The sequence below is a fragment of the Streptomyces lasiicapitis genome, assembly GCF_014646335.1.
In the GTDB taxonomy this organism is placed as follows: domain Bacteria; phylum Actinomycetota; class Actinomycetes; order Streptomycetales; family Streptomycetaceae; genus Streptomyces; species Streptomyces lasiicapitis.
This window is the reverse complement of record NZ_BMNG01000008.1, coordinates 405,253-431,536: the sequence shown is the minus strand read 5'-3', so window position 1 is coordinate 431,536 and position 26,284 is coordinate 405,253. Positions and strand designations below refer to the sequence as shown.

Below are 26,284 nucleotides of genomic sequence, written 5' to 3'. Positions count from 1 at the left end.
CTCCAGGATACGTCCGCCGGGCGCGGCCGCGGCGGCCCGGCCGCTCAGACGGCCCGCAGCCCCCGGGCGGCGAAGATCGCCTTGGCCGCCGCCACCTGTTCCGGCGTGGGCGCGGGGGTGTCGCGGAGGGTGAAGTCCTTGCCGAGCGCGTCCCACTTCGCCTCGCCGAGTTTGTGGAAGGGCAGTACGTCCACGCGGGAGACATTGCCGAGCCCGGCGGCGAAGCGGGCGACGCCGTCGATGTTCGCGGGATCGTCGGTCAGGCCGGGGACGAGGACGAAGCGCACCCAGACCTCCTTGCCGAGGGCGGCGAGGCGGTCGGCGAAGTCGAGGGTGGGCCGCAGGGGGCGCCCGGTGACGTGGCGGTAGGTGTCGCGGTCCCAGGACTTGATGTCGAGCAGGACGAGGTCGACGTCGCGCAGGAGGGCGTCGGTGGCGCGGGCGCCGAGGAAGCCGGAGGTGTCGAGGGCGGTGTGCAGGCCCAGCTCGTGCTTGAGCCGGTGCAGCAGTTCGCCGGTGAAGACGGGCTGGAGGAGGGGTTCGCCACCGCTGACGGTGGCGCCGCCGCCCGCGGCCTCGATGAACGCCCGGTATTTGGCGGCCTCCGCGATCACGTCGTCGGCGGTGGTGCGGCGGCCGGAGCGCATCCGCCAGGTGTCGGGGTTGTGGCAGTACAGGCAGGTCAGCGGGCAGCCCGCGAGGAAGGTGACGAAGCGGGTGCCGGGGCCGTCGACGCCGGTGGACAGGTCCCAGGAGTGGACGGAGCCGGTCACCGGCCGGTGGGTGGCGGCGGCCGCGGGGGTGGCGGCGGCGACAGGTGCCGGGGCCGCGGGCGTGCGGGTGGCGGCGGCGTCCGGACCGGATCCGAGCAGCACGGTCATGGCGGAACTCCCGAACTCGCGTGGACGGGTCGTGGTGGCCGCGGCGCCCGGGACCGGTGTGAGGGACCGGCCCCGGGACCGCGGGTCAGTGGGGGCGCGGGCTCACAGGGAGCCGTGGAACGTGCGGTTGATGACGTCGAGCTGCTGCTCGCGGGTCAGCCGGACGAAGTTGACCGCGTAGCCGGAGACGCGGATGGTCAGCTGGGGATGGTTCTCGGGGTGCTCCATGGCGTCCTCCAGCGTCGCCTTGTCGAGGACGTTGACGTTCATGTGGAAGCCGTTGCTTGCCATGTAGCCGTCCAGGACGCCGGCGAGGTGGGCGATGCGCTCCTCGGGGGTGCGGCCGAGCGCGTCCGGGGTGATGGTGTTGGTCAGCGAGATGCCGTCCTCGGCGTCGTCGTAGTCGAGCTTGGCGACGGACAGCGCGGAGGCGATGTAGCCGTGTTCGTCGCGGCCGTTCATCGGGTTGGCGCCGGGGGCGAAGGGCAGGCCCGCGCGGCGGCCGTCGGGGGTGTTGCCGGTCTTCTTGCCGTAGACGACGTTCGAGGTGATCGTCAGGACGGACTGGGTGTGCACGGCGTCGCGGTAGGTGGGGTGCCGGCGGATCTTGGCCATGAAGTCGGAGACGATGCGCCGGGCGATGTCGTCGGCGCGGTCGTCGTTGTTGCCGTAGGCGGGGTAGTCGCCCTCGATCTCGTAGTCGACGGCGAGGCCGGTGTCGTCGCGGACGACCTTGACGCGGGCGTGCTTGATGGCCGACAGGGAGTCCGCGGCGACGGAGAGCCCGGCGATGCCGCAGGCCATGGTGCGCACGATGTCCTGGTCGTGCAGGGCCATCTCGAGGCGCTCGTAGGCGTACTTGTCGTGCATGTAGTGGATGACGTTGAGCGCGTGGACGTAGGTCTTGGCGAGCCAGCCGAGCATGGCGTCGTAGGCCTCGGCGACGGTGTCGTAGTCGAGGTGGTCGCCCTCGACGGGCGCGAAGCCTTCGACGACGAGCTCGCCGGTCTTCTCGTCGCGCCCGCCGTTGATGGCGTAGAGCAGGGCCTTGGCGACGTTCACGCGGGCGCCGAAGAACTGCATCTGCTTGCCGACGGCCATGGCGGACACGCAGCAGGCGATCGCGGTGTCGTCGCCGTACTTGGGGCGGGTCAGCTCGTCGGACTCGAACTGCAGGGCCGAGGTGTCGATGGCGACCTGGGCGGCGAAGTCCTTGAAGGGCCGCGGCAGTCGGCCGGACCAGAGGACGGTCAGGTTCGGTTCGGGGGCCGGGCCGAGGTTGTAGAGGGTCTGCAGGGCGCGGAAGGTGGTGCGCGAGACCAGCGGCCGGCCGTCCTCGCCGATACCGGCCATGGACCAGGTGACCCAGGTGGGGTCGCCGGAGTACAGCTCGTTGTACTCGGGGGTGCGCAGGAAGCGGACGATGCGGAGCTTGATGACGAAGTCGTCGATGAGTTCCTGGGCCCCGGACTCGGTGAGGAGTCCGGCGTCGAGGTCGCGCTGGAGGTAGATGTCGAGGAAGGCGTCGATGCGGCCGATCGACATGGCCGCGCCGTTCTGCTCCTTCACGGCGGCGAGGTAGGCGAAGTACAGCCACTGCACGGCCTCGCGGCCGGTGGTGGCGGGGGCGGAGATGTCGTACCCGTAGGACAGCGCCATGGCCTTCAGTTCGCCGAGCGCCTTGATCTGCTCGGAGATCTCCTCGCGGTCGCGGACGACGTGCTCGGTCGGCCACTGTTCGGCGAGGCGCGCCTTGTCGGCCTCCTTGGCGGCGATCAGGCGGTCGACGCCGTAGAGGGCGACGCGGCGGTAGTCGCCGATGATGCGGCCGCGGCCGTAGGCGTCGGGCAGGCCGGTGATGATGCCGGAGGAGCGGCAGGCGCGGATCTCGGGCGTGTAGGCGTCGAAGACGCCCTCGTTGTGGGTCTTGCGGAGGTGGGTGTAGACGTCCTTGACCGCCGGGTCGGCCGCGTAGCCATAGGAGTTGAGGGCGCTCTCGACCATGCGCCAGCCGCCGTTGGGCATGATGGCGCGCTTGAGCGGGGCGTCCGTCTGGAGGCCGACGACGAGGTCCTTGTGGTCGGTGGCGGTGCCGTCGACGTAGCCGGGCTTGAAGGCGTCGATGCGGGACGGCGTCGCGATGTCGACGTCGTACACACCGCGCTCGTTCTCGTCCGGGAACATCGCGAGGAGCCGCTGCCACACGGCGGTGGTGCGCTCGGTGGGGCCGGTGAGGAAGGCGGCGTCGCCTTCGTACGGGGCGTAGTTGTGCTGGACGAAGTCGCGGACGTCGACGGTGTCGCGCCACAGTCCGCCCTTGAAGCCGTCCCAGGCCGTGCCGCGCGCGGTGTCCGGGGCCGTGTCGGATGCCGTGTCGTGTGCCGTGGTTTCAGCAGGAGTCGCAGTCATCGCCCGCACCTTCCGAGTCGCCCTGTCGCTACGGCTCCATTCCACTCCCGCAGCGGCCGCGCGGGGCGCCGCATTGGTCCCGGCTTGTGGGCCACAAGTCCCGCCGTCGGCATGGGTGTGGCGGTGCTGAGGGCGGTGACCTGCCGGTTCCTGAAGGACTTTGGACCCGCGTTCGCTTGTGAACACATTCACAATATTCTCGTGCGCGGGTGCCGCCACCACCCACCCGGGTGCTCCCGTCCCGACACGGCCCGACCAGGGCCGATGGGCCGCCGGGCTCTGCTGTTGTTGCCCCATGACGTCGACAACTCCCCCTCCCGGCGCACCCGCCCCGCCCGCCCCGCCTCCCCCGCTGCGGCCGATGACCGCCCGCGGCCGGGAGGAGGAGCACCGCGCCGCGACGCCGCTGGAGCTCTTCTTCGACCTGTGTTTCGTGGTGGCGGTGGCGCAGGCCGGCGTGGAGCTGGTGCACGCGGTCGCGGAGGGGCATCCGGGCGAGGGGGTGCTCAACTACGCGATGGTGTTCTTCGCGATGTGGTGGGCCTGGATGAACTTCACCTGGTTCGCGTCGGCCTACGACAACGACGACACGCTGTACCGCGTGGTGACGCTCGTCCAGATCGCCGGTGTCCTGGTGCTCGCGGCCGGGGTCTCGAAGGCCTTCCAGGACCACCAGTTCCTGGTCGTCTGGCTCGGCTACCTGATCATGCGGCTCGCGCTGATCACGCAGTGGCTGCGGGCGGCGGCCTCGACGACGGGGGCGGAGCGGCGCACGGCGCTGCGGTACGCGGGCGGGGTCGCGCTGTGCCAGGTGGGCTGGCTGGGGCTGCTCGTGCTGCCGGAGGGGGCGCGGGCGTGGACGTTCCTGGTCATGGCGATCGCGGAGATGGCAGTACCGACGTGGGCGGAGCGGGCCAGGACGACGCCCTGGCACCCGCACCACATCTCCGAGCGGTACGGACTCTTCACGATCATCGTGCTCGGCGAGACGATCGCGGCGGCGACGGTCGCGGTGAAGTCCGGCATCGACGAGAACGACGCGCTCGGCGAGCTCCTTCCGATCGCCGTGGGCGGGCTCCTCCTGGTCTTCGCCGCCTGGTGGATCTACTTCGTGGTGCCGATCCACGGCCATCTGGCCTCCAACAAGCAGGCGTTCCTGTGGGGTTACGGCCACTATTTGATCTTCGCGTCGGCGGCGGCGATCGGGGCGGGGATCGAGGTCGCGGTGGAGCAGGCCGTGGGCAAGGCGCACATCTCGGAGACGGCGGCCTCGGCGGCCGTGACGATTCCGGGGGCGGTGTACTTCTTCACGGTGTGGGCGCTGCACTCGCGATTCTTCAAGGTCGGGCTCGCGCAGCAACTGGTGCTTCCGGTGACGGCGTTGGCGGTGCTCGCGTGCACGTTCGCGGGGCGCTGGGCGGTGCTCGCGGCGGGGATCGTCGCGGCGCTCGCGGTGGCGACCGGGGTGACGCTGACGTCGCGGATGGTCCGGGCGGACGGGGCGGGCAACTCGCGTGATACGCATGCCGCATGACGACACGTGACGTACTGAGGGAATCCGGGCGGGCCGGGGCGCTGACCGATGTGGCCGGACTGCGGGTCGGGCACGCGGGGCGTACCGGTGACGGCTGGCTCACCGGTACGACGGTCGTGCTCGCGCCCGAGGGCGGGGCGGTCGCGGCGGTGGACGTGCGCGGCGGCGGCCCCGGCACCCGCGAGACGGACGCGTTGGACCCGCGCAATCTGGTGCAGCGGGTGGAGGCGGTCGTCCTGACGGGCGGCAGCGCGTACGGCCTGGACGCGGCGGGCGGGGTGATGGCGTGGCTGGAGGAGCGGGGCCGCGGGGTGCGGGTGGGCCCCGACCCGGCGCATGTGGTGCCGGTGGTGCCCGCGGCCTGTGTGTTCGACCTGGGGCGCGGGGGCGCGTTCGGGGCGCGGCCCGACGCCGAGATGGGGCGGGCGGCTGTGGTGGACGCGGCGGCCCGGGAGAGCGGGCACGCGGTGGCCGAGGGAAGTGTGGGCGCGGGTACGGGGGCGGTGGTCGGGCAGGTCAAGGGCGGGGTCGGCACGGCGAGCACGGTGCTCGGCTCGGGGGTGACGGTCGCGGCGCTGGTGGTGGCGAACGCGGCGGGGTCGGGAGTGGATCCGCGGACGGGGGTGCTGTACGGGCAGTTCTTCGAGGACGAGGACGGTGACGGGGCCGGCGATGGCGGTGCGGGCCGTGCGGGCGGCCTCGCCGACCCGCCGTCGGCCGAGGTGCACGCGGCGGCGCTGCGGCGGCTCGCCGAGGTGGCGGAGCGGAACGTACGGCCGCCGCTGAACACGACGCTGGCCGTCGTCGCCACGGACGCGGCGCTGACCAAGGCCCAGGCCCAGAAGCTCGCGGGCACCTCGCACGACGGCATGGCCCGCGCCGTGCGGCCCGTGCACCTGCTGAACGACGGCGACACGGTGTTCGCCCTGTCCACCGGTGCGCGGCCGCTGGACGCGGCGAATCCACTGGCGCTGAACGAGGTCCTGGCAGCGGGCGCGGACATGGTGACGCGGGCGATCGTCAGGGCGTTGCTCGCGGCGGAGTCGGTGGAAACACCCGGAGGAACATTCCCGGCATATGCAGAGCTTTATAAGAAATAGCCCAGTTGACTCAGTTCGGCATAAATGACGTCTACTGCAATAAATTGGCCCTCTCGCCTCGAAGTTTATTAAGTCGCCTTTAATCCAAGGTTGTTAGCGTTCCACGGGCGCGGTCGGGTGTGCCTGCACTCACATGGGTGCGGCGGAACCAATCAGCCGCCAGGCCGCTCTTTACCCGTACTGGATCAGACGACGTACCTTGGAGCAGCTCGTGACAACGCCGGACATAGCAGCGCAGCCTCAGCCCCGTCGGCGGCGGCGGGTCCTGCTGGCGACAGCCGCGCTCGCGGCCGTCGGCGCGCTGACGCTCTCGGCCTGCGGCGGTGACGCCGACGCGAAGGACGACAAGAAGTCCGGGGCGGGCAAGGACGCGTCCGGCGCGCAGATTGCCATCTCCTCCAAGGACGGCGCGACCGACGCCTCGATCAACGCCACCGGCGTGAAGGTCAAGGACGGCAAGCTCTCCACCGTGAAGATGACGGACGTGGCGTCCGGCAAGGCCGTCGAGGGCTCCATCTCCGCCGACGGCGGCACCTGGAAGCCCAAGGACCAGCTCGAGCGCGGCACCAAGTACAAGGTCACCGCGAACGCCAAGGACTCCGAGGGCCGCCCGGCCACGGAGAACGCGACGTTCACGACGGTGTCGAACGCCAACAGCTTCATCGGTACGTACACGCCCGACGGCGGCGCCAAGGTCGGCGTCGGCATGCCGGTCTCGTTCACCTTCGACAAGCCGATCACCGACAAGAAGGCCGTGCAGTCGCACATCACGGTCAGCTCCAGCAGCGGTCAGAAGGTCGTCGGCCACTGGTTCGGCGGCCAGCGCCTGGACTTCAGGCCGCAGGAGTACTGGAAGGCCGGCTCCAAGGTCACCATGAAGATCGAGCTGGACGGCGTGAAGGGCGCGGCGAACGCGACCGGCGTGCAGGACAAGACGGTCACGTTCACCGTCGGACGCTCGCAGGTCTCCACCGTCGACGTGAAGGCCAAGAAGATGACGGTCGAGCGGGACGGCAAGGTCGTCAAGTCCGTGCCGATCTCCGCGGGCAGCGCCGAGAACCCCACGTACAACGGGCAGATGGTGATCTCGGAGAAGTTCACGCAGACGCGGATGAACGGCTCGACGGTGGGCTTCGGCGGCGAGTACGACATCAAGGACGTACCGCACGCCATGCGTCTGTCGACGTCCGGCACCTTCATCCACGGCAACTACTGGAGCTCCCCCTCCATCTTCGGCAGCAGCAACACCAGCCACGGCTGCGTAGGCCTGCAGGATGTCCAGGGGGCGCAGGGCGACACCCTGGGCAAGTGGTTCTTCGACAGCTCCCTCGTCGGGGACGTCGTGACCGTCAAGGGCTCGCCGGACAAGACCATCGCCCCGGACAACGGCCTGAACGGCTGGAACATGTCCTGGAGCCAGTGGACGGCCGGCAGCGCCGTCTGACCCGACGGCCACACGCGCCGTCCGCACGAGCCTTGCCGACGGCCACTCGCGGGGCGCGTTCGGCGCCGCGCAAGGCTCATCAGGAGCATCGCGGGAGCACCAACGGAGCGGGCCGCACGGGAACTTGCCGTGCGGCCCGATCGTTTTCCAGTTCCCGGACATGATGTCGGACCCAGGGGCTACGGTATGCACGCACAAGGTGACATGCAGCAACGCCGGAAGCATCCGGGAGTATCCGTGAGCGTTCCGTACCAGACAGCGTACGAACCACCCGAGTCGCCCGACCCAGCCTCCCCCGAGGAGCACCTCGAGCGACTGCTCAGCCGCGCCCTGAACTCCTTCGACCTGCCGGACGAGGCGATCCGGAGCCTGGAGCGGTCCCTCGCCTACGACAGCTCGCTGCACTCCGCGCACCACAGCGCGGGCCTGCACCGCGAGACCTACCGCCACACCTGGCTGCTCGCCGACGGCCAGGTCCTCACCCTCTGGGAGCTCGCGCACAACACAGGGCCCGGCAGCGCCGTTCAGTACGAGCTGTACCTGGACGAGGAGGAGGCCGGCGTGGCCACCGCCCGCCTGCCGCTGCCGCCGGACACCCCGGCGGGCGAGGCACCCGTCGTGCTGCACCCCATCCCGGCCAACGAGCCCCGGCACACGTATGTGCCGGACGACTCCGCCGACCACGCCCGCCGTCTGCTGCGCCGCGCGGAGAACCCGGCCGGCGCCGACCACCCCGACGACGACATGGCCCGCCTGCTGCGCTCGGCGTTCGCCCACCAGATCACGCAGGCCTTCGGCCGCACCGGCCTCAGCGGCGAGACCCGGCTCGGCTTCTCGCTGTACGAGCACGCGTTCCTGCTGTTCGACGGCTCCGAGGTCAGCCTCTGGGAGGTCGAGCACACGGCGACGGCCGACGGCCGGCACATGTGCGAGGTGTACACGACCGAGCACGCGGCGCGGGCGGCGATGGCGCGGCGGGCGCGGGCCTATCCCGCGACCAGGGCCCGCTGACCACGGCTGTTCGGCGGTCGTTCGCCGATTCGCGGCTCCCGGCGGCTGCTACCGGGGACGGCCCCGGCCGAATTGCCGTACCAGACCGGCGAACGCGGCGCGCTCGTCCGGCGTCAGCTCGACGGACTCCGCGCGTGGCGGCCCGGACTGGACCGGCAGCGAGCGGAGCAACGGGCCGCTCGGCGCGGCGAGTTCGGCCGCGCGGCGGCGCTGCACCCGCAGGAACGTGACGGCCCAGACGGCGGTCACCCCGGCGAGCAGGGCCACGCCTGTCTGCTGAACGATCGAAGCACCCTGGAACATGCGGTCAGTAGACAACAGCGACCAGATCTACAACAGAGGTGTTAATGGGCCTTTGGTCCTGAAGTGACGCATCTCGCACTTTCTCAGTCGCCTCGGGCCCCGTCCCGCTCCCCGGTGAGGAAACCCGCCATCCGGACACAGATGTCGGGCAGTTCGGGTGCCTCGCGTGCCCAGTCCTCCGTGTCGACGCCCGCGAGGACGCAGCTGGCCCACAGGGTGGCGAGCAGCCGGGCGGCGAGGTCGGTGCGCGCGGCACCGGCGCCGGGGGCGTGGCCGCGGATCACCTCGGTGGCGTGCTCGATCAGGTCCGGTTCGAGGATCCAGCGGATGCCCGTGCCGGTCTCGATGAGGAAGCCGGAGTAGACCGCGAGGAAGACGCCCGCCGTGTCGGTGTCCTGCTCCAGACCTGCCCGCGCCTGCTCGGTGAGCCGGCCGACCATGTCGAGCAGGCTGCTGAGGTGACTCTGCTGAAGGTGGCTCACGATGGCCCCCGCAGGTGCTGCTCGTGCCCGGGTTCGGAAACCGCGTACGTATCAGCAGTATGCCCACGGGGTCGGGGTCCGGGAACGGGTGAAGGGCACGCCTGTGCGGGCGGGCCCTTCACACCCCGGGCAAGGGTGGCCTTTTACGCGGCCACCGGCACCCGGGCCTCGTCCGCCGCCCCGGCGGCCAGGCCGCCGTCCCCGGCCGGTCCCGTCGTCTTCCGCGCGCCCTTGAGCAGCACGACCGCGGCCGTCGACACGCAGACACCGGCGGCGATCGCGACCAGGTACAGCAGCGGCTGCCCGATCAGCGGCACCACGAAGACGCCGCCGTGCGGAGCGCGCAGGGTGCAGCCGAACGCCATCGACAGGGCGCCGGTGACCGCGCCGCCCGCCATCGACGCGGGGATGACGCGCAGCGGGTCGGCGGCCGCGAACGGAATCGCGCCCTCCGTGATGAACGAGGCGCCCAGGAACCAGGCCGCCTTGCCGTTCTCGCGCTCGGTCTTGGTGAAGAGCCGTCCTCGTACGGTGGTGGCGAGAGCCATGGCCAGGGGCGGGACCATGCCCGCCGCCATCACCGCGGCCATGACCTTCAGCGAGCCGTCCGTGGGGTGGGTGAGTCCGCCGACGGCGAAGGCGTACGCGACCTTGTTGAGCGGGCCGCCGAGGTCGAAGCACATCATCAGGCCGAGGACGACGCCGAGGATGACCGCGTTGGCGCCGGTCAGGCCCTCCAGCCAGTCGGTCAGCGCGCTCTGCAGCGAGGCGATGGGCTTGCCGACGACGAGGAACATCAGGAAGCCGACGACCGCCGCGGAGATCAGTGGGATCACCACCACCGGCATGATGCCGCGCAGTACGGGCGGGATGCGGACCCGTTGGATCCCGAGGACCACCGCGCCCGCGAGCAGGCCCGCGGCGAGGCCGCCGAGGAAGCCCGCGTCGATGGTGACGGCCACGGAGCCGCCGACGAAGCCGGGGACCAGGCCGGGGCGGTCGGCCATGCCGTACGCGATGTAGCCCGCGAGGACCGGGACCAGGAAGGCGAAGGCGAGGCCGCCGATCTGGAAGAGGAGCGCCGCCCAGCTGGTGTGGTCGGTCCAGATGAAGTGCTCCGCCACGGACGGGGCCTTGTCGATCTTCCAGCCGCCGATGGCGAAGCCGAGCGCGATGAGGAGGCCGCCGGCCGCCACGAAGGGGACCATGTAGCTGACGCCCGACATCAGCCACTTGCGCAGCTTGGTGCCGTAACTGTCGCCGCTGTCCCCCGCGTTGTCGACCGGGGTCGGGCTCGCCGGGGCCGTGACCTCGCCGCGGGCCGCCTTCTCCCTTGCCTCCGCGAGGAGTTCCGCCGGGCGGTTGATGGCCGCTTTCACGCCTACGTCGACGGTGGGCTTGCCCGCGAAGCGGGGCTTGTCCCTCACGGGGACGTCGTGGGCGAACACGACCGCGTCGGCGGCTTCGATGGTCTCTGCGGTGAGGCGGGTGAAGCCCGCGGAGCCCTGGGTTTCCACCGTCAGCTCTACGCCCTCGGCGCGGGCCGCGTTTTCGAGGGACTCGGCTGCCATGTAGGTGTGGGCGATGCCCGTGGGGCAGGAGGTGACGGCCACTATCCGGAAGGGCGGGGCCGGGGCCGCCTTGTCCGCGTGGGAGTCGGGCTCAGCGGAACTGCTGTCCACTGAGGCAGGCGTCGGCGGGTCCTCGCCGCGGATCAGGGCCGCTGCCGACTCCGCGTCGGGGGCGGCCCGAAGTGCGTCCGTGAACTCCGCGTTCATCAACTGGCGGGCCAGGGACGACAGGATCGTCAGGTGGGCGTCGTCCGCACCCGCGGGGGCCGCGATGAGGAAGATCAGGTCGGCCGGGCCGTCAGGGGCGCCGAAGTCGATGCCGGTGGCGGAGCGGCCGAAGGCCAAGGTCGGTTCCGTCACATGGGCACTGCGGCAGTGCGGAATACCGATGCCGCCGTCCAGGCCCGTCGGCATCTGCGCCTCGCGGGCCGCCACGTCGGCGAGGAAGCCGTCGAGGTCGGTCACGCGGCCGAGGGTCACCATGCGGGTGGCGAGCGCGCGGGCCGCGGCTTCCTTGGTGTCGGCGGACCGGTCGAGTTCGAGGTCGACCAGGTCCGCGGTGATCATTTCGCTGCTCATCGCGGGCTCCTTCGCACGCGTATCCCTCGGGGGGCGGGGATGAGGGCGGGGGACGGGGGTTGTAAAAGCGCTGGGTCAGGGGGCGGGTTCCGTCAGGGCGCGGTCCAGGGGGACTTCGGACGTGACCGTGACGGTGTCCGGGGAGAGGTCGGACGGGGTGGGCATGGCGCTGCCGGGGAGCTGGACCGCGGCGGCGCCGTGCGCCACGGCCGAGGCGAGGGCGGCGCGGCCGGTGCCGCCCGCGATCAGGAAGCCGGCCAGGGAGCTGTCGCCCGCGCCGACGTTGCTGCGTACGACGTCCACGCGGGCGTAACCGAAGTACGTACCGGAGTCGTCGACGAGGAGTTGGCCGTCCGCGCCGAGGCTGGCGAGGACGGCGCGGGCGCCCAGCTCCCGCAGTTCCTCGGCGGCCTTGACGGCGTCGCCGACGGTGGCGAGGGGGCGGCCGACGGCTCCGGCGAGCTCCTCTGCGTTGGGCTTGACGACGTCGGGGCGCTCGGCGAGGGCGGCGAGCAGGGCCGGGCCCGAGGTGTCGAGGGCGATCCGGGCGCCGGCGGCGTGGCAGCGGGCGACGAGGTCGGCGTACCAGGAGGGGGCGAGGCCGCGCGGCAGGCTGCCGCAGCAGGCGATCCAGTCGGCGCCCGGCGAGTTCTCCCCGACGGTGGTGAGCAGCGACTCCCGCTCCTCGGGGGTCAGTTCGGGACCCGGCGCGTTGATCTTCGTGAGGGTGCCGTCCGGTTCCGCGACGGAGATGTTCGAGCGGGTCTGGCCGGTCACGCCGACGGGGGCGACCTCGATGCCCTGCTCGTCGAGGAGCTGGGCGACGAGGGCGCCGGGGGCGCCGCCGAGCGGGAGGACGGCGAGGGTGCGGACGCCCGCGGCGGCGACCGCGCGGGAGACGTTCACGCCCTTGCCGCCGGGGTCCATGCGGTCGCCGGTGGCGCGGATGACCTCGCCGCGGTCGAGGGCGGGGACCTCGTAGGTGCGGTCGAGGGAGGGGTTGGGGGTGACGGTGAGGATCATGCGTGCGGTGCCTTCTGCTGCTGCGTTGCGGGCGGTGCCTTCTGCGGCTTCGGGGGCGACCGCTGCCTCGGCGGCGGCTGCTGCGTGGGCTGCTTCCTCGTACGTGGTCATGCGCGTACGACCTCCGGGCCCGCCTTCTCGATGGCGGCGGCGTCGGCCGGGCTCAGGCCGGTGTCCGTGATGAGCAGGTCCACGTCGGCGAGGTCGCCGAAGCGGGCGAAGTGCTCCTGGCCGTGCTTGGCGGAGTCGGCGAGCAGGACGACGCGGCGGGCGGCGGCGACGGCGGCGCGCTTGACGGCGGCTTCCGCCAGGTCCGGGGTGGTCAGGCCGTGCGCGGCGGAGAAGCCGTTGGCGGCGAGGAAGAGGACGTCGGCGCGGATCTCGCCGTAGGCACGCAGGGACCAGGCGTCGACGGCGGCCCGCGTGCGGTGTCTTACGCGGCCGCCGACCAAGTGGAGCTGGATGCCGGGGTGGTCGGCGAGGCGGGCCGCGGTGGGGAGGCTGTGGGTGACGGCCGTCAGCTCGGCGCCCAGCGGCAGTGCGGCGGCGAGGCGGGCCACGGTGGAGCCCGCGTCGAGGATGACGGTGCCATCGGCGGGGAGTTCGGCGAGGGCGGCGCGGGCGATGCGGTCCTTCTCGTCCGCGGCCGTGGTCTCGCGTTCCGCGAGGTCGGGCTCGAAGTCCAGGCTGCCGGCCGGGATGGCGCCGCCGTGCACCCGGCGCAGCAGGCCCGCGCGGTCCAGGGCCTTCAGGTCGCGGCGGATGGTCTCCGCGGTGACCTGGAACTCGGCGGCGAGGGAGAGGACGTCGACGCGGCCTCCCTCGCGGGCGAGACGCAGGATCTCCTGCTGGCGCTCTGGACCGTACATGGCTGGGGGCCTCCTGCTTCTTGCCCGATTGTGTGGGTTCCCTGGGAGCGTACGTCCGTATCCCCGTGAAGTAAACACACTCGGGCATCAGGCAGACATGTTCGGGCTTTGGTCCCTGTGCGGGTGGGCTTTGGTCCCCTGGACATGGGAAACCCCACCCACCCCCGGCCAGCCCCTCGGTTCGGGGTGGGCGGGTGGGTGGGTGGGGTGATCTGCCGCAGAACGGCGGAGGCTCAGGGAGTCAGCGCCGGCTCCCGGGACTTCACCGCGTCCTCGGTCGCGGCGCCCGCCTCCTCGCCGGAGTCCTCCGCGCCCTCGATGTGCTGCTTCGGCCGCTTCGGCAGCGTAAGCATCAGCAGGAAGATGGCGACGAGGACCGCCACGACCCACCACAGGGCGTGCTGGAAGCCGTTGATGAACTCGGCCGGGATGCGGTCCGGGGTCACCTTCTCGTCGATGACGCCGTAGAAGACGACGGACACCAGGCCGAGGCCGAACGCGTTGCCCATCTGCTGGACGGTGTTGAGGAGGCCGGACGCCGAACCGGCGTGCTCACGCGGCACCTCGGAGAGGATCGCGTCCGTCAGGGGCGCCACGATCAGGCCCATGCCGAGGCCCATGACGACCAGCGGAAGCGCCATCTGCCAGGACGCGATGCCGGTGCCGTACCGGTCGGCCTCCCAGATGTAGACGAGGACACCCGCGGCCATGGTCAGCGCACCGGCCTGAAGGACCTTGCGGCCGAAGCGGGGCACGAGCACCTGCACGGAGAGACCGGCCGCGGCGGACACCGCGATGGAGAACGGCACGCCCGTCACACCGGCGCGCAGCGCGCTCCAGCCGAGGCCGATCTGCATGTACATCGTCCAGACCAGGAAGAAGATGCCGAGCGAGACACCGAAGACAGTCTGCACGGCGATGCCGCCGGCGAAGCTCTTCACCTTGAACAGCGACAGCTCGATGAGCGGCGAGCCGTCCTTCTTGGCCTTGTGCTTCTCGTACGCCACGAGGGCGCCGAAGACGACGAGCGCGCCCGCCATCATCACGTACCCCCACACCGGCCAGTCCAGCTCACGCCCGCGCGTCAGCGGGTAGAGCAGCATCAGCGCGCCCGCCGTGACCAGGACGACGCCGACCATGTCCAGCTTGAGCGCCTTCGGCGCCTTGGACTCCTCGATGAACTTGCGGCCGAGGATCAGGCCCGCGATGCCGACCGGCAGGTTGATGAGGAAGATCGGGCGCCATTCGAGGCCGAAGAGGTTCCACTCCGTCAGGAGCGCGCCGAGCAGCGGCCCGGAGACCGCGCCGAGGCCGACGACCATGCCGAACAGGCCGAAGACCTTGCCGCGCTCGTGCGCCGGGAAGGTCGCGTGCACGATCGAGAGGACCTGCGGCACCATCAGCGCGGCCATCGCGCCCTGCAGGATGCGGGACGCCACCAGCATGTCCGGGTTGGCGGCGAAGCCGCAGAGCGCGGACGCGATGGTGAAGCCGGTGATGCCGACGAGGAAGATCTTCTTGCGGCCGTATATGTCGCCGAGCCGCCCGCCGGTGATCAGGCCCGCGCCGAGCGCGAGCGCGTACCCCGCGGTGATCCACTGGATGTGGCTGAACGAGGCTCCCTCGTCCCGCTGGATGGACGGGATCGCGATGTTCACGATCGTCACGTCGACCAGGTCCATGAAGGCGGCCGTCATGACGATCGCGAGGGCGAACCAGCGGCGCCGGTCCGTCGGGGACCCCGCTTTCGTGGGCTGGTGCCCCGGTGACGTGGAGGTGCTGCTGGGAGAAGTCATGCCGTAAGGCTAGGAGCCATATAGGTCAGGTTGCGTCCTAGATGTACGGGATCCTGGGTTCAGGTTCGGCAATGGTTCGGGACCACGGCGTACGGGAGGCCCCTCATGAGTACGGACACACCGGCACGGCTGCTCCAGCTCCTTTCCCTGTTGCAGACCCCGCGCGAGTGGCCGGGCGGTGAGCTCGCCGACCGGCTGAGCGTCAGCCGGCGCACGGTGCGGCGGGACGTCGACCGGCTGCGGGAGCTGGGGTATCCGGTGCAGGCGACGCAGGGCGCGAGCGGGGGCTACCGCCTGGTCGCGGGGAAGGCGATGCCGCCGCTCGTCCTCGACGACGAGGAGGCGGTGGCCATCGCGGTGGGGCTGCGGGCCGGGGCCGGGCACGCCGTGGACGGCGTCGAGGAGGCGTCGGTGCGAGCCCTTGCCAAGCTGGAGCAGGTGCTGCCGTCGCGGCTTCGGCACCGGGTGTCCGCGCTCGGCGCCGCGACGATGTCGCTCGCCACCGGGGACGGTGTGCGGATCGCGCCGGAGACGCTGACGGTGATGGCGTCGGCGACGGCCGCGCACGAGCAGTTGCGGTTCGCGTACGAGGCGAAGGACGGGACCCCGTCGCGGCGCCTGACGGAGCCGCACCGCCTGGTGTCCACGGGGCGGCGCTGGTACCTGGTCGCGTACGACCTGGAGCGGCAGGACTGGCGCACGTTCCGCGTGGACCGGGTGTCGGACCCGTTCGCCACGGGGGTCCGGTTCACCGAGCGCATGCTGCCGGGCGGCAGCGCGGACGCCTATGTGCGGCGCAGTGTCCTCGCCCGGCGCCAGGAGTCCTCGGCGTACGAGGTCGACGTGGAGTTCCACGCCCCCCTGGACAAGGTCGGCGGACGGCTGCCCGCGTCACTGGGCGAACTGGCCGCCATCGCCCCCACCCACTGCCGCCTGCGCGGCACGGTGACCGAGCCGGTGGAGTGGGTGGCGGCCCGCCTCATCTGGGTCGAATGCGATTTCGTCGTGCACGGCCCGGGGGAACTACGCGACCGAGTACGAGAGTTGGGCCGCCGCCTCAGCGCAGCTGCAGGCAACTGACCCAGCTGGCGCAGCCACCATTCCAGCCCGTCCGGCGTTTGAGGACGAGGCGCGAAGCGCCAATATCAGGAACCGACACGACAGCGAACGGAAGGCCAAAACCCGGGGCCCAGGGGGGACGAAGCCCCCCTGCCAGCCCGGCCGGCCTCAGGCCGCCGCATCGAAACCGGTGTCCCTCGCCAGCTTCTTCAGCTCAAGCAGCGCGTGCTTCTCGATCTGCCGGATCCGCTCACGCGTCAGCCCGTGTTCCTTGCCGACCTCCGTCAGCGTCCGCTCCCGGCCGTCCACGATGCCGTACCGCATCTTGATGATGGAGGCCGTGCGCTGGTCGAGGCGGCCGATGAGGTCGTCCAGCTCCTCGCTGCGCAGCAGGGTGAGGACGGACTGCTCCGGCGATACGGCCGAGGTGTCCTCCAGGAGGTCACCGAACTGGGTGTCGCCGTCGTCGTCCACCGACATGTTCAGGGAGACGGGGTCGCGGGCCCAGTCCAGCACGTCCGTCACGCGCTCCGGCGTGGAGGCCAGCTCGGCGGCGATCTCCGCGGGCTCCGGCTCGCGGCCGTGCTCGCGGTTGAACTCGCGCTGCACGCGGCGGATCCGGCCGAGCTCCTCGACCAGGTGCACGGGCAGGCGGATGGTGCGCGACTGGTCGGCTATGGAGCGGGTGATGGCCTGGCGGATCCACCAGGTCGCGTACGTGGAGAACTTGAAGCCCTTGGCGTAGTCGAACTTCTCGACCGCGCGGACCAGGCCCGCGTTGCCCTCCTGGATCAGGTCGAGCAGGGGCAGGCCGGCGCGCGGATAGCGGCGGGCCACCGCCACGACCAGGCGCAGGTTCGAGCGGATGAAGACGTCCTTCGCGCGCTCGCCGTCGGCGACGAGGGCTTCGAGCTCCTCACGCGAGGCGGCCTTGGACTTCGGCTTCGCCTTCGACTCGGACTTGGCCTTGGACTTCGACTTGGAGGATTCTTCGGACGCGGCGGACGCCTCGCGCTCCACCACGCCGTCCAATATCTGCCGGGCATAGACGCCCGCCTCGATGATCTGGGAGAGCTCGACCTCCTTGGCGGCGTCGAGCAGGGGGGTGCGTGCGATCTCGTCCAGGTACATCCCGACCAGGTCGCGGTCGGCGATTTCGCCGCCTACGGCGCGAACACTGCGTGCCGCTTTGGTCTCGCCGGTGTCGGCGGACTTACGACGGGCGACGGCACGGGTTGCCATGCGTGCTCCCTTGCGTGGTTGTCACTGGTCGGTCCGGCGTGGACCTTCTGTGGTGGACGGCACACCTTCCCAGGTGCTCTGCATCCGATGGAAACAACGACTGGAATCCGGACAGAATTCCCAAGCCGCGCGCCCGTTTTCGTGATCATGCAGTACCCTGTGCCGCCACAGAGCGCGGGCCGATGTCGTCGGAACGTACAGAGGTGCAGGTCAGGCCGGGACCCGAGGCCGATCTCGGGCCTCTCGCCGACATCCACAACCACTACGTACGTGAGACCGCCGTCACATGCGGCACAGCTCTTTCTTGCCGGGGTCCCGCCGGGAGGGCGACGCCGTTGGCTGCTCTCCCACCCAGAAGACGGTCCGCGTCGCCCGATGGTTGCCCAGCGGGACAAATCCGGCATTCTTGGGTACGCGACGTACGAGATGCCGCTCGGACAGGGCCTCGGGCCAGGGGACTAGGGCCACAGACCGTTACGGCCGCCCACACCCCCCACCTACCGTGCCGCCATGAACGACACCAGCGGCATCCTCGACGAAGCGCTTCAGCGGCTGCACGCCTCGGGGCCCGAGCGGCTCGGGCGGCTCACCAACCACGGACCGATGACCGTCGAGGCCCTGGTGCACGGCGGCCAGGCGCGCTCCGTGCACCGCTGGCTCGACTACTACCGCGCCAAGCTGGAGGACATGCCGGGACGCGTCGCACCGGTCACGGACGACGACTGGCGCGCGGCCCTCGGCGATCCGCGGCGCGCGGCGGACTGGATCGCCCACTTCGAGCAGCAGCTCGCCGAGCGGCCCTGGCGCGACGTGCTCGCCGCGTGGTGGCCGGTGCTCCTGCCCGGCATCGCGGGCGGCTCCACGCACCCCGTGATCCGCGTCGGCCACGCCGTCCGCACCCTCCTCGGCCCCGGCGGTGACACCGCGCCCCGCGTCGCCGAGCTCGCCCACGGCCTCGGCTACTGGGCCGCCCGCCACACCCCGCTGCCCGCCCGCACCCCGCTCGCCCTGCCCCCGTCGGCCGACGCCGCCGCCGCGCTCGACGCGGTGCGGCACATCCCGGTGCAGGACGGCGGCTTCCCGGACCGCCTCGCCCAGCTCACCTCGGTCCCTGTCTGGCCGCCGAACGGGGACCGCACGGTCACCGACCCCGACACCGCCCGCACCCTCCTCACCGACCTCGTCACCGCCGCCGTCCACCGCTACGCCACCCACGGCCACGGCGAGCCGATCATGCTCGTGCACGCCGCGACCGCCCCCAACGCGGTCCTGCGCATCCTGCCCGCGCTCCCCCGCGAGCTGTGGCCCGCCTCCCTGGAGGCGTCCTGGGCGGCGAGCGCGGCGGTCACCGCGGCGTACGCTCCCGCGGCCCCGGCGGCGTACGAAGGAACGTACAGAAAGGCGGACGAGGAAGCGGCGGGCAGCAGCTTCGACGAGGTCTTCGCGCGGGCCGCCGCGCACGGCGACGATCACACGGTGAAGTTCGCCGACACCGCCCTCGACGTGGGCGACCGTGCGGCGCGGACCGCGGCGCTGCGCGGTGTGGAGCTCAACCCGCCCGCGCTCTGAGGGAGTTCGCGCGCCCCCGGGGCGGCCGGACCGGGGGACACAGGAAGGCCTCGTACAGTGGAATACGTGGAATACATGGACACGGCATCCACCGCGACGGCGGACGGCGAGGGATCGAGGTCGCCGCGCTGGCTCGACGACGAGGAGCAGCGCACCTGGCTGGCGTACGTGCACGCCTCCACGCTCCTTGAGGACTTCCTCGACCGGCAGCTCCAGCGGGACGCGGGCATGCCGCACGTCTACTACGGCCTGCTCGTGCAGCTGTCCGCGGCGCCCCGCCGCCGGCTGCGGATGACCGAGCTGGCGAAGAGCTCGAAGATCACCCGGTCCCGGCTCTCGCACGCGGTCGCGCGCCTGGAGAAGAGCGGCTGGGTGCGGCGCGAGGACTGCGCGACGGACAAGCGCGGGCAGTTCGCGATCCTCACGGACGAGGGCTTCGAGGTGCTGCGGCAGACCGCCCCCGGGCATGTGCACGCGGTGCGGCAGGCGCTCTTCGACCGGCTGAGCCCGGAACAGCAGAAGTCCCTCGGCGAGATCATGAGGATCGTCGCCGAGGGACTTCAGCCGAAGGAGGCGGGGGCGGACCTGCCCTGGCTCCGTTAGGAGCCGTCAGGCTCCCTCAGGGGCTGGGCGAGCAGGTCCGCCCTCTGTTCGTACGTGGCGTCAGTGCGCCACGACGGGGATCTTGATCTCGTCCTCGGCACCGTCGCCCGACGCCACCGGAGTGCCGCTGTCGGCACCGGTGTTGATCAGGACGGCGGCGATCGCCGAGGCCACCACCAGGATGCCGACCGCCCACCAGATGGCGGCCGTGTAGCCCTCCACCATCGACTGGGCCGCGAGCAGCTTCTGCGCCGCCGGGGTGGTGGCGGAGGCCGCGTGGTCGGTGATGTACGCGGTGGTCGCGGAGGCCGCGATGGTGTTCAGCAGGGCCGTGCCGATGGCGCCGCCGACCTGCTGCGAGGTGTTGACCATCGCGGAGGCGACACCGGCGTCACGCGGCTCGACACCGTGGGTGGCGAGCGACATGGCGGGCATGAACGCCGTACCCATGCCGAGGCCCAGCATCAGCTGCGCGGGCAGGATCAGACCGGCGTACGAGGTGTCGACCTCCAGCTGCGTCAGGAGCAGCATGCCGACGGCGGCGAGCAGGAAGCCCGGAGCCATCAGCAGGCGCGGCGCGACGCGGGTCATCAGGCGGGTGCCGATCTGCGTCGAACCCACGATCATGCCGACGATCATCGGCAGGAACGCGAAGCCGGTCTTCACCGGCGAGAAGCCCTTGACGATCTGCAGGTAGTACGTGAGGAACAGGAACAGGCCGAACATCGCGATGATCGCGAGGCCGAGCGAGAGGTAGACGCCACCGCGGTTGCGCTCGGTCAGGACGCGCAGCGGGAGCAGCGGAGCCTTGACCTTGGCCTCGGTGATGATGAACGCGGCGAGCAGCACGACGGACGCGACGAACATCGTCACGGTGACGGCGTCGGACCAGCCGTCGGACTCGGCGCGGGTGAAGCCGTAGACGAGCGCGACCAGACCGAGGGTGGACAGGATCACGCCGGGGATGTCGAGCGAGGAGCGGTTGCGGCCCTCGGCGGGCTCGCGGATCACGAAGTACGCACCGGCGGCGGCGACGATCGCGAACGGGATGTTCACGAAGAACGTCCAGCGCCAGTTCAGGTACTCGGTGAGGAAGCCGCCGAGGATCAGGCCGACGGCGCCACCGCCACCGGCGATCGCACCGTAGATGCCGAACGCCTTGGCGCGCTCCTTGGCCTCGGTGAACATCACCGCGAGCAGGGAGAGGGCGGCGGGCGCGAGCAGCGCGCCGAACACACCCTGGAGCGCGCGGGCGCCGAGCATCATGGCCTCGTTGGCGGCGGCACCGCCGAGCGCGGACGCCGCGGCGAAGCCGATGAGGCCGGTCACGAAGGTGCGCTTACGGCCCCACAGGTCGGAGATGCGGCCGCCGAACAGGAGCAGACCGCCGAAGGCGAGCGCGTAGGCCGTGATGACCCACTGCTTGTTGCCCTCGGATATCCCGAGGTCCTCCTGGGCGGACGGGAGCGCGATGTTCACGATGGTCGCGTCGAGCACCACCATGAGCTGCGCGATGGCGATGAAGGCCAGGGCCTTCCAGCGGTTTGGGTCCTTCGTGTCCGGCGCGAGTGAAGTGACGGGTGACTGAGACATGGGTGGGTCCACCTAGGAAGACAAAGAGGTGAGTACGGGGTAAACAAGACACCTGATGGGCGTGCGTACGCATGGGCCCCTGGTCGCGAGGTCGGGTCCTACTTTTGACCCAGGCCCTCCTCGCTGTAGTCGCTGTTTCGCGGTTGCCGCGGCCGCCGCTCGTCGATGTCGCGGCGCAGCTCTTCCAACGTCGCGGCGTGGCCCGGGAGTTCGGAGCGCGCCGGGGTCATCAGGCCGTCCAGGAACAGCTGCAGATGACGGTGGACGAACTGATCGAAGTCCACCAGGCAGCCGGCTCCGGGCAGTGGCCTGGTCAGCTGGGAGAGAGCGACCATCAGATCTCCGACGGCGATGTCGGTACGCAGCTGTCCGGCGGCTCGGACGCGCGCCATCAGCCCTTCGACGGCGTCTTCGAGCCGGATCCGGCCTGCGTGCAGATCGGGGTGGTCGGGGTCGACGGCCTCGGAAAGGATGGGACACAGGGCGCCGATGCGCTCGTCCACCGCGGTGTGGACGAAGCCCCGCAGCGCCTCGAAGGCGGCACCCGGGTCGGCCTCGGCGGTCGCGATCGCCGTCTCGGCCAGGGCCGAGACGCGGTCGGTGACCGACAGGACGACGTGGTGCACCAACTCCCCGCGGTCGGGGAAGTGGCGGTAGACCGTGGCGTTGCCGACGCCGGCGCGGCGCGCGATCTCGTCCAGCGGGGCCTCGGGGCCCTGCTCGACGAACATCTCGCGGGCGGCCGTGACGATCCGCTCCCGGTTGCGCAGAGCGTCCGCCCGCGGGCGGGTCGTACGGCGCTGCGCGACGGTGGCGGTTTCCACGGTGAACACTCCTCGAAGCGGTCAAAGGCCTCAGAGTCGCAGGGTCCGCGGTGGCGGGTCCAACGAATTTCCCCGCCGGGGCGGCGGGAGCTGAGGTGCGCGATCCGGGGAGTGGATCCCCGTTTCGCGCGGACACCGGTCCAAACGGGGAAACGATCCCCGTTTATTTCCGTACGTTGATGTGACCTGCATCACATGTCGCTCTGGTGGCTGTCACGGCCCCCCGCCAGACTCCGGAGCCCTCCTCGAAGTGCGCTCGACCCGCCCTCGACGCCGCCCCCTGAGCCGCCCCCGAAGCCGCCTCCCGCCTGCGCGGATCCCCGATCGGTCGCGCTCAGCGAGCGCCCGCGCACCCTCCGGCAGAGGGTGATCGAACAGGGTGCAGCCAGGACCGGCGGCTGCCGTGGAGTGGAGGGCCCACGCATGCGCATATCTCGCCCCTGGGCGCACCGCGGAGAGCCGGACCGGGCGGAGCCCGTGGTGCCGCGCACGCCCCGCCCCGCGTCCGGGCCCACGCCCCACTCCCCGTCCGGGCCCACGCCCCACCCCCCGACCCGGCCCACGCCCCGCCCCCCATCTCGGCGCATGTCGCGGCGCACCGCCGCCCTCGCCTCGCTCACCGCTCTCGCGCTCGGCGCCGCCGCCTCCGCGAGCACCGGGCGCCTGATGGACGAGACCCCCTCGGCGGCGGGACCCACCGCGCAGGCCCGGTCGGCCGCGCTCGGCCAGTGCATGATCGGTGGCGGCCTGGGCGTGCAGATGTCGGAGGGCATCCCCACCGGCCCCGGCTACGCCCGCTCCACCGGCACGGTCCGCGCCCTGAACCTGATGGTCGACTTCTCCGACGCGCCGGGCGACGGCCGCGCCCTCGACCGGCTCGGGGAGTTCTTCCCGCAGACCACGGACTGGTTCCGCACCAGTTCGTACGGCCGTGTCGACTACCGTCCCGAGGCGCCCGTCCAGGACTGGCTGCGGATGCCGAAGCCGTTCAAGAAGTACGGGATAGAGCGCGGCGCGCCCTTCGACCCCGGCTACCGGGAGCTGGTCGACGACATCGTGGCGACCGCCGACCCGAACGTGGACTTCGCGGCGTACGACCTCGTGAACATCCTCATCACCCCCAACGCGGGCCCGTCCGCCCTGGACACCGTCCTGTCGGTGACGTTCGCGGGCAACCACGAGGCGCCGGTCGCCGACGGGGTGCCGATCTCCAACGCGTCGTTCGTCTACAGCCGCCAGGACGACGGCTCGGGCAGCTACGACCAGACCGGCTACCGCGTGCTCCCGCACGAGAACGGCCATGTCTTCGGCCTGCCCGACCTGTACACGCAGGACGGCGGGGGCGCGGTCGGCCACTGGGACATCATGAGCGAGGACTGGGGCGCCAACAACGACCTGCTGGCCTGGCACAAGTGGAAGCTGGGCTGGCTCGACGACAGCCAGGTCGACTGCGCGTCGGCCTCCGGCACATCGGAACACCTGCTCACCCCGCTGGCCCGAACCGGCGGCACGAAACTCGCCTTCATCCCCCTCACGAAGAAGACCGGCTACGCAGTGGAGGTACGCACCCGAGCCGGCAACGACGAGGTCGTCTGCCGCCCCGGCGTCCTCATCTACCGCGTGGACGCGGACGTCGACACCGGCCACGGCCCCATCACGGTCTCCGACTCCACCCGAGACAGCGGCGGCTGCACCCGCAGCCCGAACGTCCACGCCGAACTGTCCGACGCCCCCTACACCCCCGGCGAAACCTTCCGGGACCGGGACAGGGGCGTACGCGTGACGGTCGCGGGCGCGGACCTGGACGGAAATTACCGGGTGCACATCACCCGCACGAAGGGCTGAAACTCGCCTGTCTGGCCAATTCACTAGTTTACGCAAGGGAATTGGCGATAGAACGTTAGCCTGAGGCACGGACATGTGCCCTGCCGCTCAGCGATGCGCGGGCGAACGGGTAAGCGAGGGCGCGAGCAGCCAACGGGGGTAGCCATGAGCTCTGAGAACTCCACGGACCAGCGCATGCAACTGGCCCAGACGGATCCGGCGTGGGGCGGTGCCGGGGAGGTGTCACTGGCGAGTTCGGCGACGGACAAGAAGCGGGCCGTCCGGTTCATGGAGAACCGGCTACTGCCGGACACGAAAGCCGCCGGACGCATGGCCGAGGGCGGCGGTCAGGTGCACGCGCCGCTGGCCGGTCCGGGCTCCCCGCAGGGAAGCATGGGAAAGCCCGACACGGGACTCAGTGGCGACCTGTCGAGCTGGGCCACGTACAAGGGACTCGCCGACGCAATGGCGGTGTGGCAGGGCCAGACTTCGGCACTGCTCGGCCGTCTGCACACGGAGATGAACGGCCTGCGCGGCGCGAAGGACGCCCTGCACTCCCCGGACGCCGGCATCGGGTCGCAGGTCGCGGGCATTGGCGTGCTGCGGCGCCCGAACAGCGCGTTCGACGGCATGTGACGTCCCAGGGGGAGTGGACCGTGGCACTGACGTATCAGGACGTGATGACCGCTGATCTTTCGCCGCTGTCGGACGTGTCCGACGCCTGGCGGAAGATGGGCGACCGATTCGGCGAACTCAAGGACGACTACGAGAAGCTGGTGCCGCGGGCGCTGGCCAACGGCAAGTGGGAGGGAGAGGCCTTCCGCGCACACCAGAAAACGGCCACGGCAACCGGGTTCGAGTACGCGGCGGCCAGACAGGAAGCGTTGGCCCTCGCCAGCCTGCTCAAGCAGGCGCACACCAAGCTGACCGGGATGCAGAAGTCCCTGCGGGACCTGGTCGGCGACGCCGAGGCGAAGGACTTCAAGGTCGACAGCTCGGGCAAGGCCACCTACGCCGGCCTCGACAAGCCCTCCGCGGACGGCAGCACCGACAACGATCCCGACTACGCGGCCGCGATGGCCAAGGCCCGTAGCGTGGCGCAGGAGTGGACAGAGCGGATCGCCAACGCGGTACGGGCCGTGGACGACGCCGACCAGAGTGTGCGCCAGGCCCTCACGCGCGCGGCGGGCAGCGCCCCCGCGAAGCGCGGCGGCGCCGTCGGCTTCAACCCATACGCCGACGGGGACTTGGACAAGCCCTGCCTCGCCCCCTCGGGCGACACCTCGTCGGACGGCACGTCGTGGCGGGCCGACGGCAATGTCGAGCTCACAGGCCCCGGCATCGACTACTCCCTCAGCGGGCCGGGATACGGCAGGCAGGGCATGGTCAAGCTGGCGGCCGACGGATTCCACCTGACCGCGGACGGGAAGATCACCGACGGCCACCGGACGTTCTCCGACATCGCCGACGTCTATGGCGGCGTAAGGATCACCGGGGGCGTCGACATGACCGATACCGGCGTCAGCGTCAACGGCGAAGCATCTGCGGGGGTACGGGGCATGGCCGAAGGGCGGGCTGAGGCAGGGAACTTCGGCATCTACGGCCGGGGCACCGGGTTCGCCGGGGGCGAGGCCTCAGGCGAGGCGAAGCTGGACGCCACGGAAGGGTTCATAGTCGGGGGAAAGTTGTTCGCCGGGGCGAAATACGGTGTCGCCGGGGGTGCCGACGTCGGCGGCATCGGCGTGGGCCTCACGTACGAGGACTGGAAGGGGGTCGGCGCGGAGGGAACGCTGATCACCAGAGGCGAGGACGGCAAGTACCAGTTTGGCGCCAAGGGCGGCCTCGGCCTCGGGCCCGCCGGAATCGGCCTGGGCCTGGAGTTCACGGTGGAGCCGGGCAAGGTGGTGGACACCGCCAAGGACGCGGTCGGCGTACTCGGCGACGGCGCTGGCAAGGTCAGGGACATCGCGGGCGGGGTCACGGACGGGCTACGCGGTCTGCGGCCCTGAGCCCGGTCCGATACGGCAGACCCGGACGCACAAGGCAGACCCACGCCTACGGAAGCGAGAACACCATGCCCAGCCCGATGCCCGTGCCCCTTGAGCTCCGGCTCCCGGAGGGCTGGCACGCGGCGTCTCCGGAACGGGTGGGCGTTCCGGATGCCGCCTTCGTCGCGGTCCACGCGCAGCCGGACGAGGGTTTCACCGCCAACGTGACCGTCGACAGCGCCTACCGGCCGGACGCGGCGACCCTGGCCGAGATCGGGGACGAGTCGGTGAGGAACCTGAGCGGGGTCGCCGAGTCGCTGAACCTCACCAGCCGCCACGAGATCGGCTCCGCCGCGGCCCCCGGCCTTACGCAGACACTGACCCTCACCACCGTCGTGCGGGGCGTGCTCCGCGAACTCGCGCAGTCCCAAGTGTGTCTGTCCCTCCTCGACGTCCACGACCCGGACCGCCGCATGGTGGTCCGGCTGATCCTGACCACCACCGCGGCCCAGCACGACGACCTCCTGGAGGACTTCCGGGACATCGTGGCCACGGTTCACCCTGCGAACTAGGTTGCTTT

General features: G+C 71.2%; 22 protein-coding genes and 1 pseudogene. 12 read left to right on the top strand and 11 right to left on the bottom strand.

Annotated elements, in window-relative coordinates; genetic code table 11:
• Positions 1 to 44: 44 nt before the first annotated feature.
• Positions 45 to 881 carry a pyruvate formate-lyase-activating protein gene (gene pflA, locus IEY91_RS20390; RefSeq protein ID WP_189175084.1) on the bottom strand — a complete coding sequence of 279 codons (837 nt, stop codon included), beginning with the start codon at positions 879 to 881 and terminating at the stop codon, positions 45 to 47.
• A 102-nt stretch (positions 882 to 983) separates the two neighbouring features.
• A complete protein-coding gene (pflB, locus tag IEY91_RS20385) occupies positions 984 to 3,290 on the bottom strand; it encodes a formate C-acetyltransferase (protein WP_189175083.1) in 2,307 nt (768 codons plus the stop codon).
• Between the two features lie 295 nt (positions 3,291 to 3,585).
• Here pflB and IEY91_RS20380 point away from each other — a divergent pair, with 295 nt between their 5' ends.
• From IEY91_RS20380 to IEY91_RS20365, 4 genes are all read left to right on the top strand, one after another.
• The gene (locus tag IEY91_RS20380; protein WP_189175082.1) at positions 3,586 to 4,824 is read left to right on the top strand and encodes a low temperature requirement protein A; all 1,239 of its coding nucleotides are present in this window, start codon (positions 3,586 to 3,588) and stop codon (positions 4,822 to 4,824) included.
• Positions 4,821 to 5,924: a P1 family peptidase gene (locus tag IEY91_RS20375; protein WP_189175081.1), complete on the top strand. Its 1,104-nt coding sequence runs from the start codon at positions 4,821 to 4,823 to the stop codon at positions 5,922 to 5,924. Before IEY91_RS20380 ends, IEY91_RS20375 begins: the two co-directional genes overlap by 4 nt.
• Before the next feature lie 211 nt (positions 5,925 to 6,135).
• Positions 6,136 to 7,368 (top strand): L,D-transpeptidase, encoded by a 1,233-nt coding sequence (locus IEY91_RS20370; protein ID WP_164323994.1) that lies wholly within the window; start codon positions 6,136 to 6,138, stop codon positions 7,366 to 7,368.
• Between the two features lie 237 nt (positions 7,369 to 7,605).
• Positions 7,606 to 8,379 (top strand): DUF6227 family protein, encoded by a 774-nt coding sequence (locus tag IEY91_RS20365; RefSeq protein ID WP_189175080.1) that lies wholly within the window; start codon positions 7,606 to 7,608, stop codon positions 8,377 to 8,379.
• A gap of 48 nt (positions 8,380 to 8,427) precedes the next feature.
• Here IEY91_RS20365 and IEY91_RS20360 read toward each other — a convergent pair whose 3' ends face one another.
• The 6 genes from IEY91_RS20360 to IEY91_RS20335 form a co-directional block, all read right to left on the bottom strand.
• On the bottom strand, positions 8,428 to 8,682 hold the full coding sequence (locus tag IEY91_RS20360; protein WP_164323990.1) for a hypothetical protein: 255 nt from the start codon (positions 8,680 to 8,682) through the stop codon (positions 8,428 to 8,430).
• An 83-nt stretch (positions 8,683 to 8,765) separates the two neighbouring features.
• On the bottom strand, positions 8,766 to 9,164 hold the full coding sequence (locus tag IEY91_RS20355; RefSeq protein WP_164323988.1) for a hypothetical protein: 399 nt from the start codon (positions 9,162 to 9,164) through the stop codon (positions 8,766 to 8,768).
• 143 nt (positions 9,165 to 9,307) lie between these two features.
• On the bottom strand, positions 9,308 to 11,314 hold the full coding sequence (locus IEY91_RS20350) for a PTS fructose transporter subunit IIABC (protein ID WP_189175079.1): 2,007 nt from the start codon (positions 11,312 to 11,314) through the stop codon (positions 9,308 to 9,310).
• A 75-nt stretch (positions 11,315 to 11,389) separates the two neighbouring features.
• On the bottom strand, positions 11,390 to 12,337 hold the full coding sequence (gene pfkB, locus IEY91_RS20345; protein WP_189175130.1) for a 1-phosphofructokinase: 948 nt from the start codon (positions 12,335 to 12,337) through the stop codon (positions 11,390 to 11,392).
• A gap of 107 nt (positions 12,338 to 12,444) precedes the next feature.
• Positions 12,445 to 13,206 (bottom strand): DeoR/GlpR family DNA-binding transcription regulator, encoded by a 762-nt coding sequence (locus IEY91_RS20340; protein WP_164323983.1) that lies wholly within the window; start codon positions 13,204 to 13,206, stop codon positions 12,445 to 12,447.
• 233 nt (positions 13,207 to 13,439) lie between these two features.
• Entirely contained in the window at positions 13,440 to 15,002 is a 1,563-nt protein-coding gene (locus tag IEY91_RS20335) for an MFS transporter (protein ID WP_189175078.1), read from the bottom strand.
• A gap of 105 nt (positions 15,003 to 15,107) precedes the next feature.
• On the opposite strand from IEY91_RS20335, the gene IEY91_RS20330 reads away from it, so the two are divergent.
• Positions 15,108 to 16,082 carry a helix-turn-helix transcriptional regulator gene (locus IEY91_RS20330; protein WP_189175077.1) on the top strand — a complete coding sequence of 325 codons (975 nt, stop codon included), beginning with the start codon at positions 15,108 to 15,110 and terminating at the stop codon, positions 16,080 to 16,082.
• 147 nt (positions 16,083 to 16,229) lie between these two features.
• Here IEY91_RS20330 and IEY91_RS20325 read toward each other — a convergent pair whose 3' ends face one another.
• A complete protein-coding gene (locus IEY91_RS20325) occupies positions 16,230 to 17,303 on the bottom strand; it encodes a sigma-70 family RNA polymerase sigma factor (protein ID WP_164323979.1) in 1,074 nt (357 codons plus the stop codon).
• A 182-nt stretch (positions 17,304 to 17,485) separates the two neighbouring features.
• Here IEY91_RS20325 and IEY91_RS41880 point away from each other — a divergent pair.
• From IEY91_RS41880 to IEY91_RS20315, 3 genes and pseudogenes are all read left to right on the top strand, one after another.
• Positions 17,486 to 17,723: pseudogene (locus IEY91_RS41880) on the top strand (GNAT family N-acetyltransferase); the annotation flags it as partial.
• A 90-nt stretch (positions 17,724 to 17,813) separates the two neighbouring features.
• Entirely contained in the window at positions 17,814 to 18,872 is a 1,059-nt protein-coding gene (locus IEY91_RS20320) for a questin oxidase family protein (protein ID WP_189175076.1), read from the top strand.
• A 75-nt stretch (positions 18,873 to 18,947) separates the two neighbouring features.
• A complete protein-coding gene (locus tag IEY91_RS20315; protein ID WP_164328452.1) occupies positions 18,948 to 19,475 on the top strand; it encodes a MarR family winged helix-turn-helix transcriptional regulator in 528 nt (175 codons plus the stop codon).
• A gap of 60 nt (positions 19,476 to 19,535) precedes the next feature.
• On the opposite strand, the gene IEY91_RS20310 is transcribed toward IEY91_RS20315, so the two are convergent.
• Both IEY91_RS20310 and IEY91_RS20305 read right to left on the bottom strand, forming a co-directional pair.
• Entirely contained in the window at positions 19,536 to 21,068 is a 1,533-nt protein-coding gene (locus IEY91_RS20310) for an MFS transporter (RefSeq protein ID WP_164323975.1), read from the bottom strand.
• Between the two features lie 98 nt (positions 21,069 to 21,166).
• Complete coding sequence (locus IEY91_RS20305; protein ID WP_164323973.1) at positions 21,167 to 21,892, bottom strand: TetR/AcrR family transcriptional regulator; 726 nt, start codon at positions 21,890 to 21,892, stop codon at positions 21,167 to 21,169.
• Positions 21,893 to 22,477: 585 nt separating this feature from the next.
• Here IEY91_RS20305 and IEY91_RS20300 point away from each other — a divergent pair.
• The 4 genes from IEY91_RS20300 (at position 22,478) to IEY91_RS20285 (ending at position 26,276) form a co-directional block, all read left to right on the top strand.
• Positions 22,478 to 23,737, top strand: a complete 1,260-nt coding sequence (locus tag IEY91_RS20300) for a M6 family metalloprotease domain-containing protein (RefSeq protein ID WP_189175075.1) — start codon at positions 22,478 to 22,480, stop codon at positions 23,735 to 23,737.
• A 144-nt stretch (positions 23,738 to 23,881) separates the two neighbouring features.
• Positions 23,882 to 24,352 carry a hypothetical protein gene (locus IEY91_RS20295; RefSeq protein WP_229697103.1) on the top strand — a complete coding sequence of 157 codons (471 nt, stop codon included), beginning with the start codon at positions 23,882 to 23,884 and terminating at the stop codon, positions 24,350 to 24,352.
• Positions 24,353 to 24,372: 20 nt separating this feature from the next.
• Positions 24,373 to 25,725 carry a hypothetical protein gene (locus IEY91_RS20290; protein WP_189175074.1) on the top strand — a complete coding sequence of 451 codons (1,353 nt, stop codon included), beginning with the start codon at positions 24,373 to 24,375 and terminating at the stop codon, positions 25,723 to 25,725.
• A 65-nt stretch (positions 25,726 to 25,790) separates the two neighbouring features.
• Positions 25,791 to 26,276, top strand: coding sequence for a hypothetical protein (locus tag IEY91_RS20285; RefSeq protein WP_189175073.1), 486 nt, complete (start codon positions 25,791 to 25,793; stop codon positions 26,274 to 26,276).
• The last annotated feature ends 8 nt before the right edge of the window (positions 26,277 to 26,284 follow it).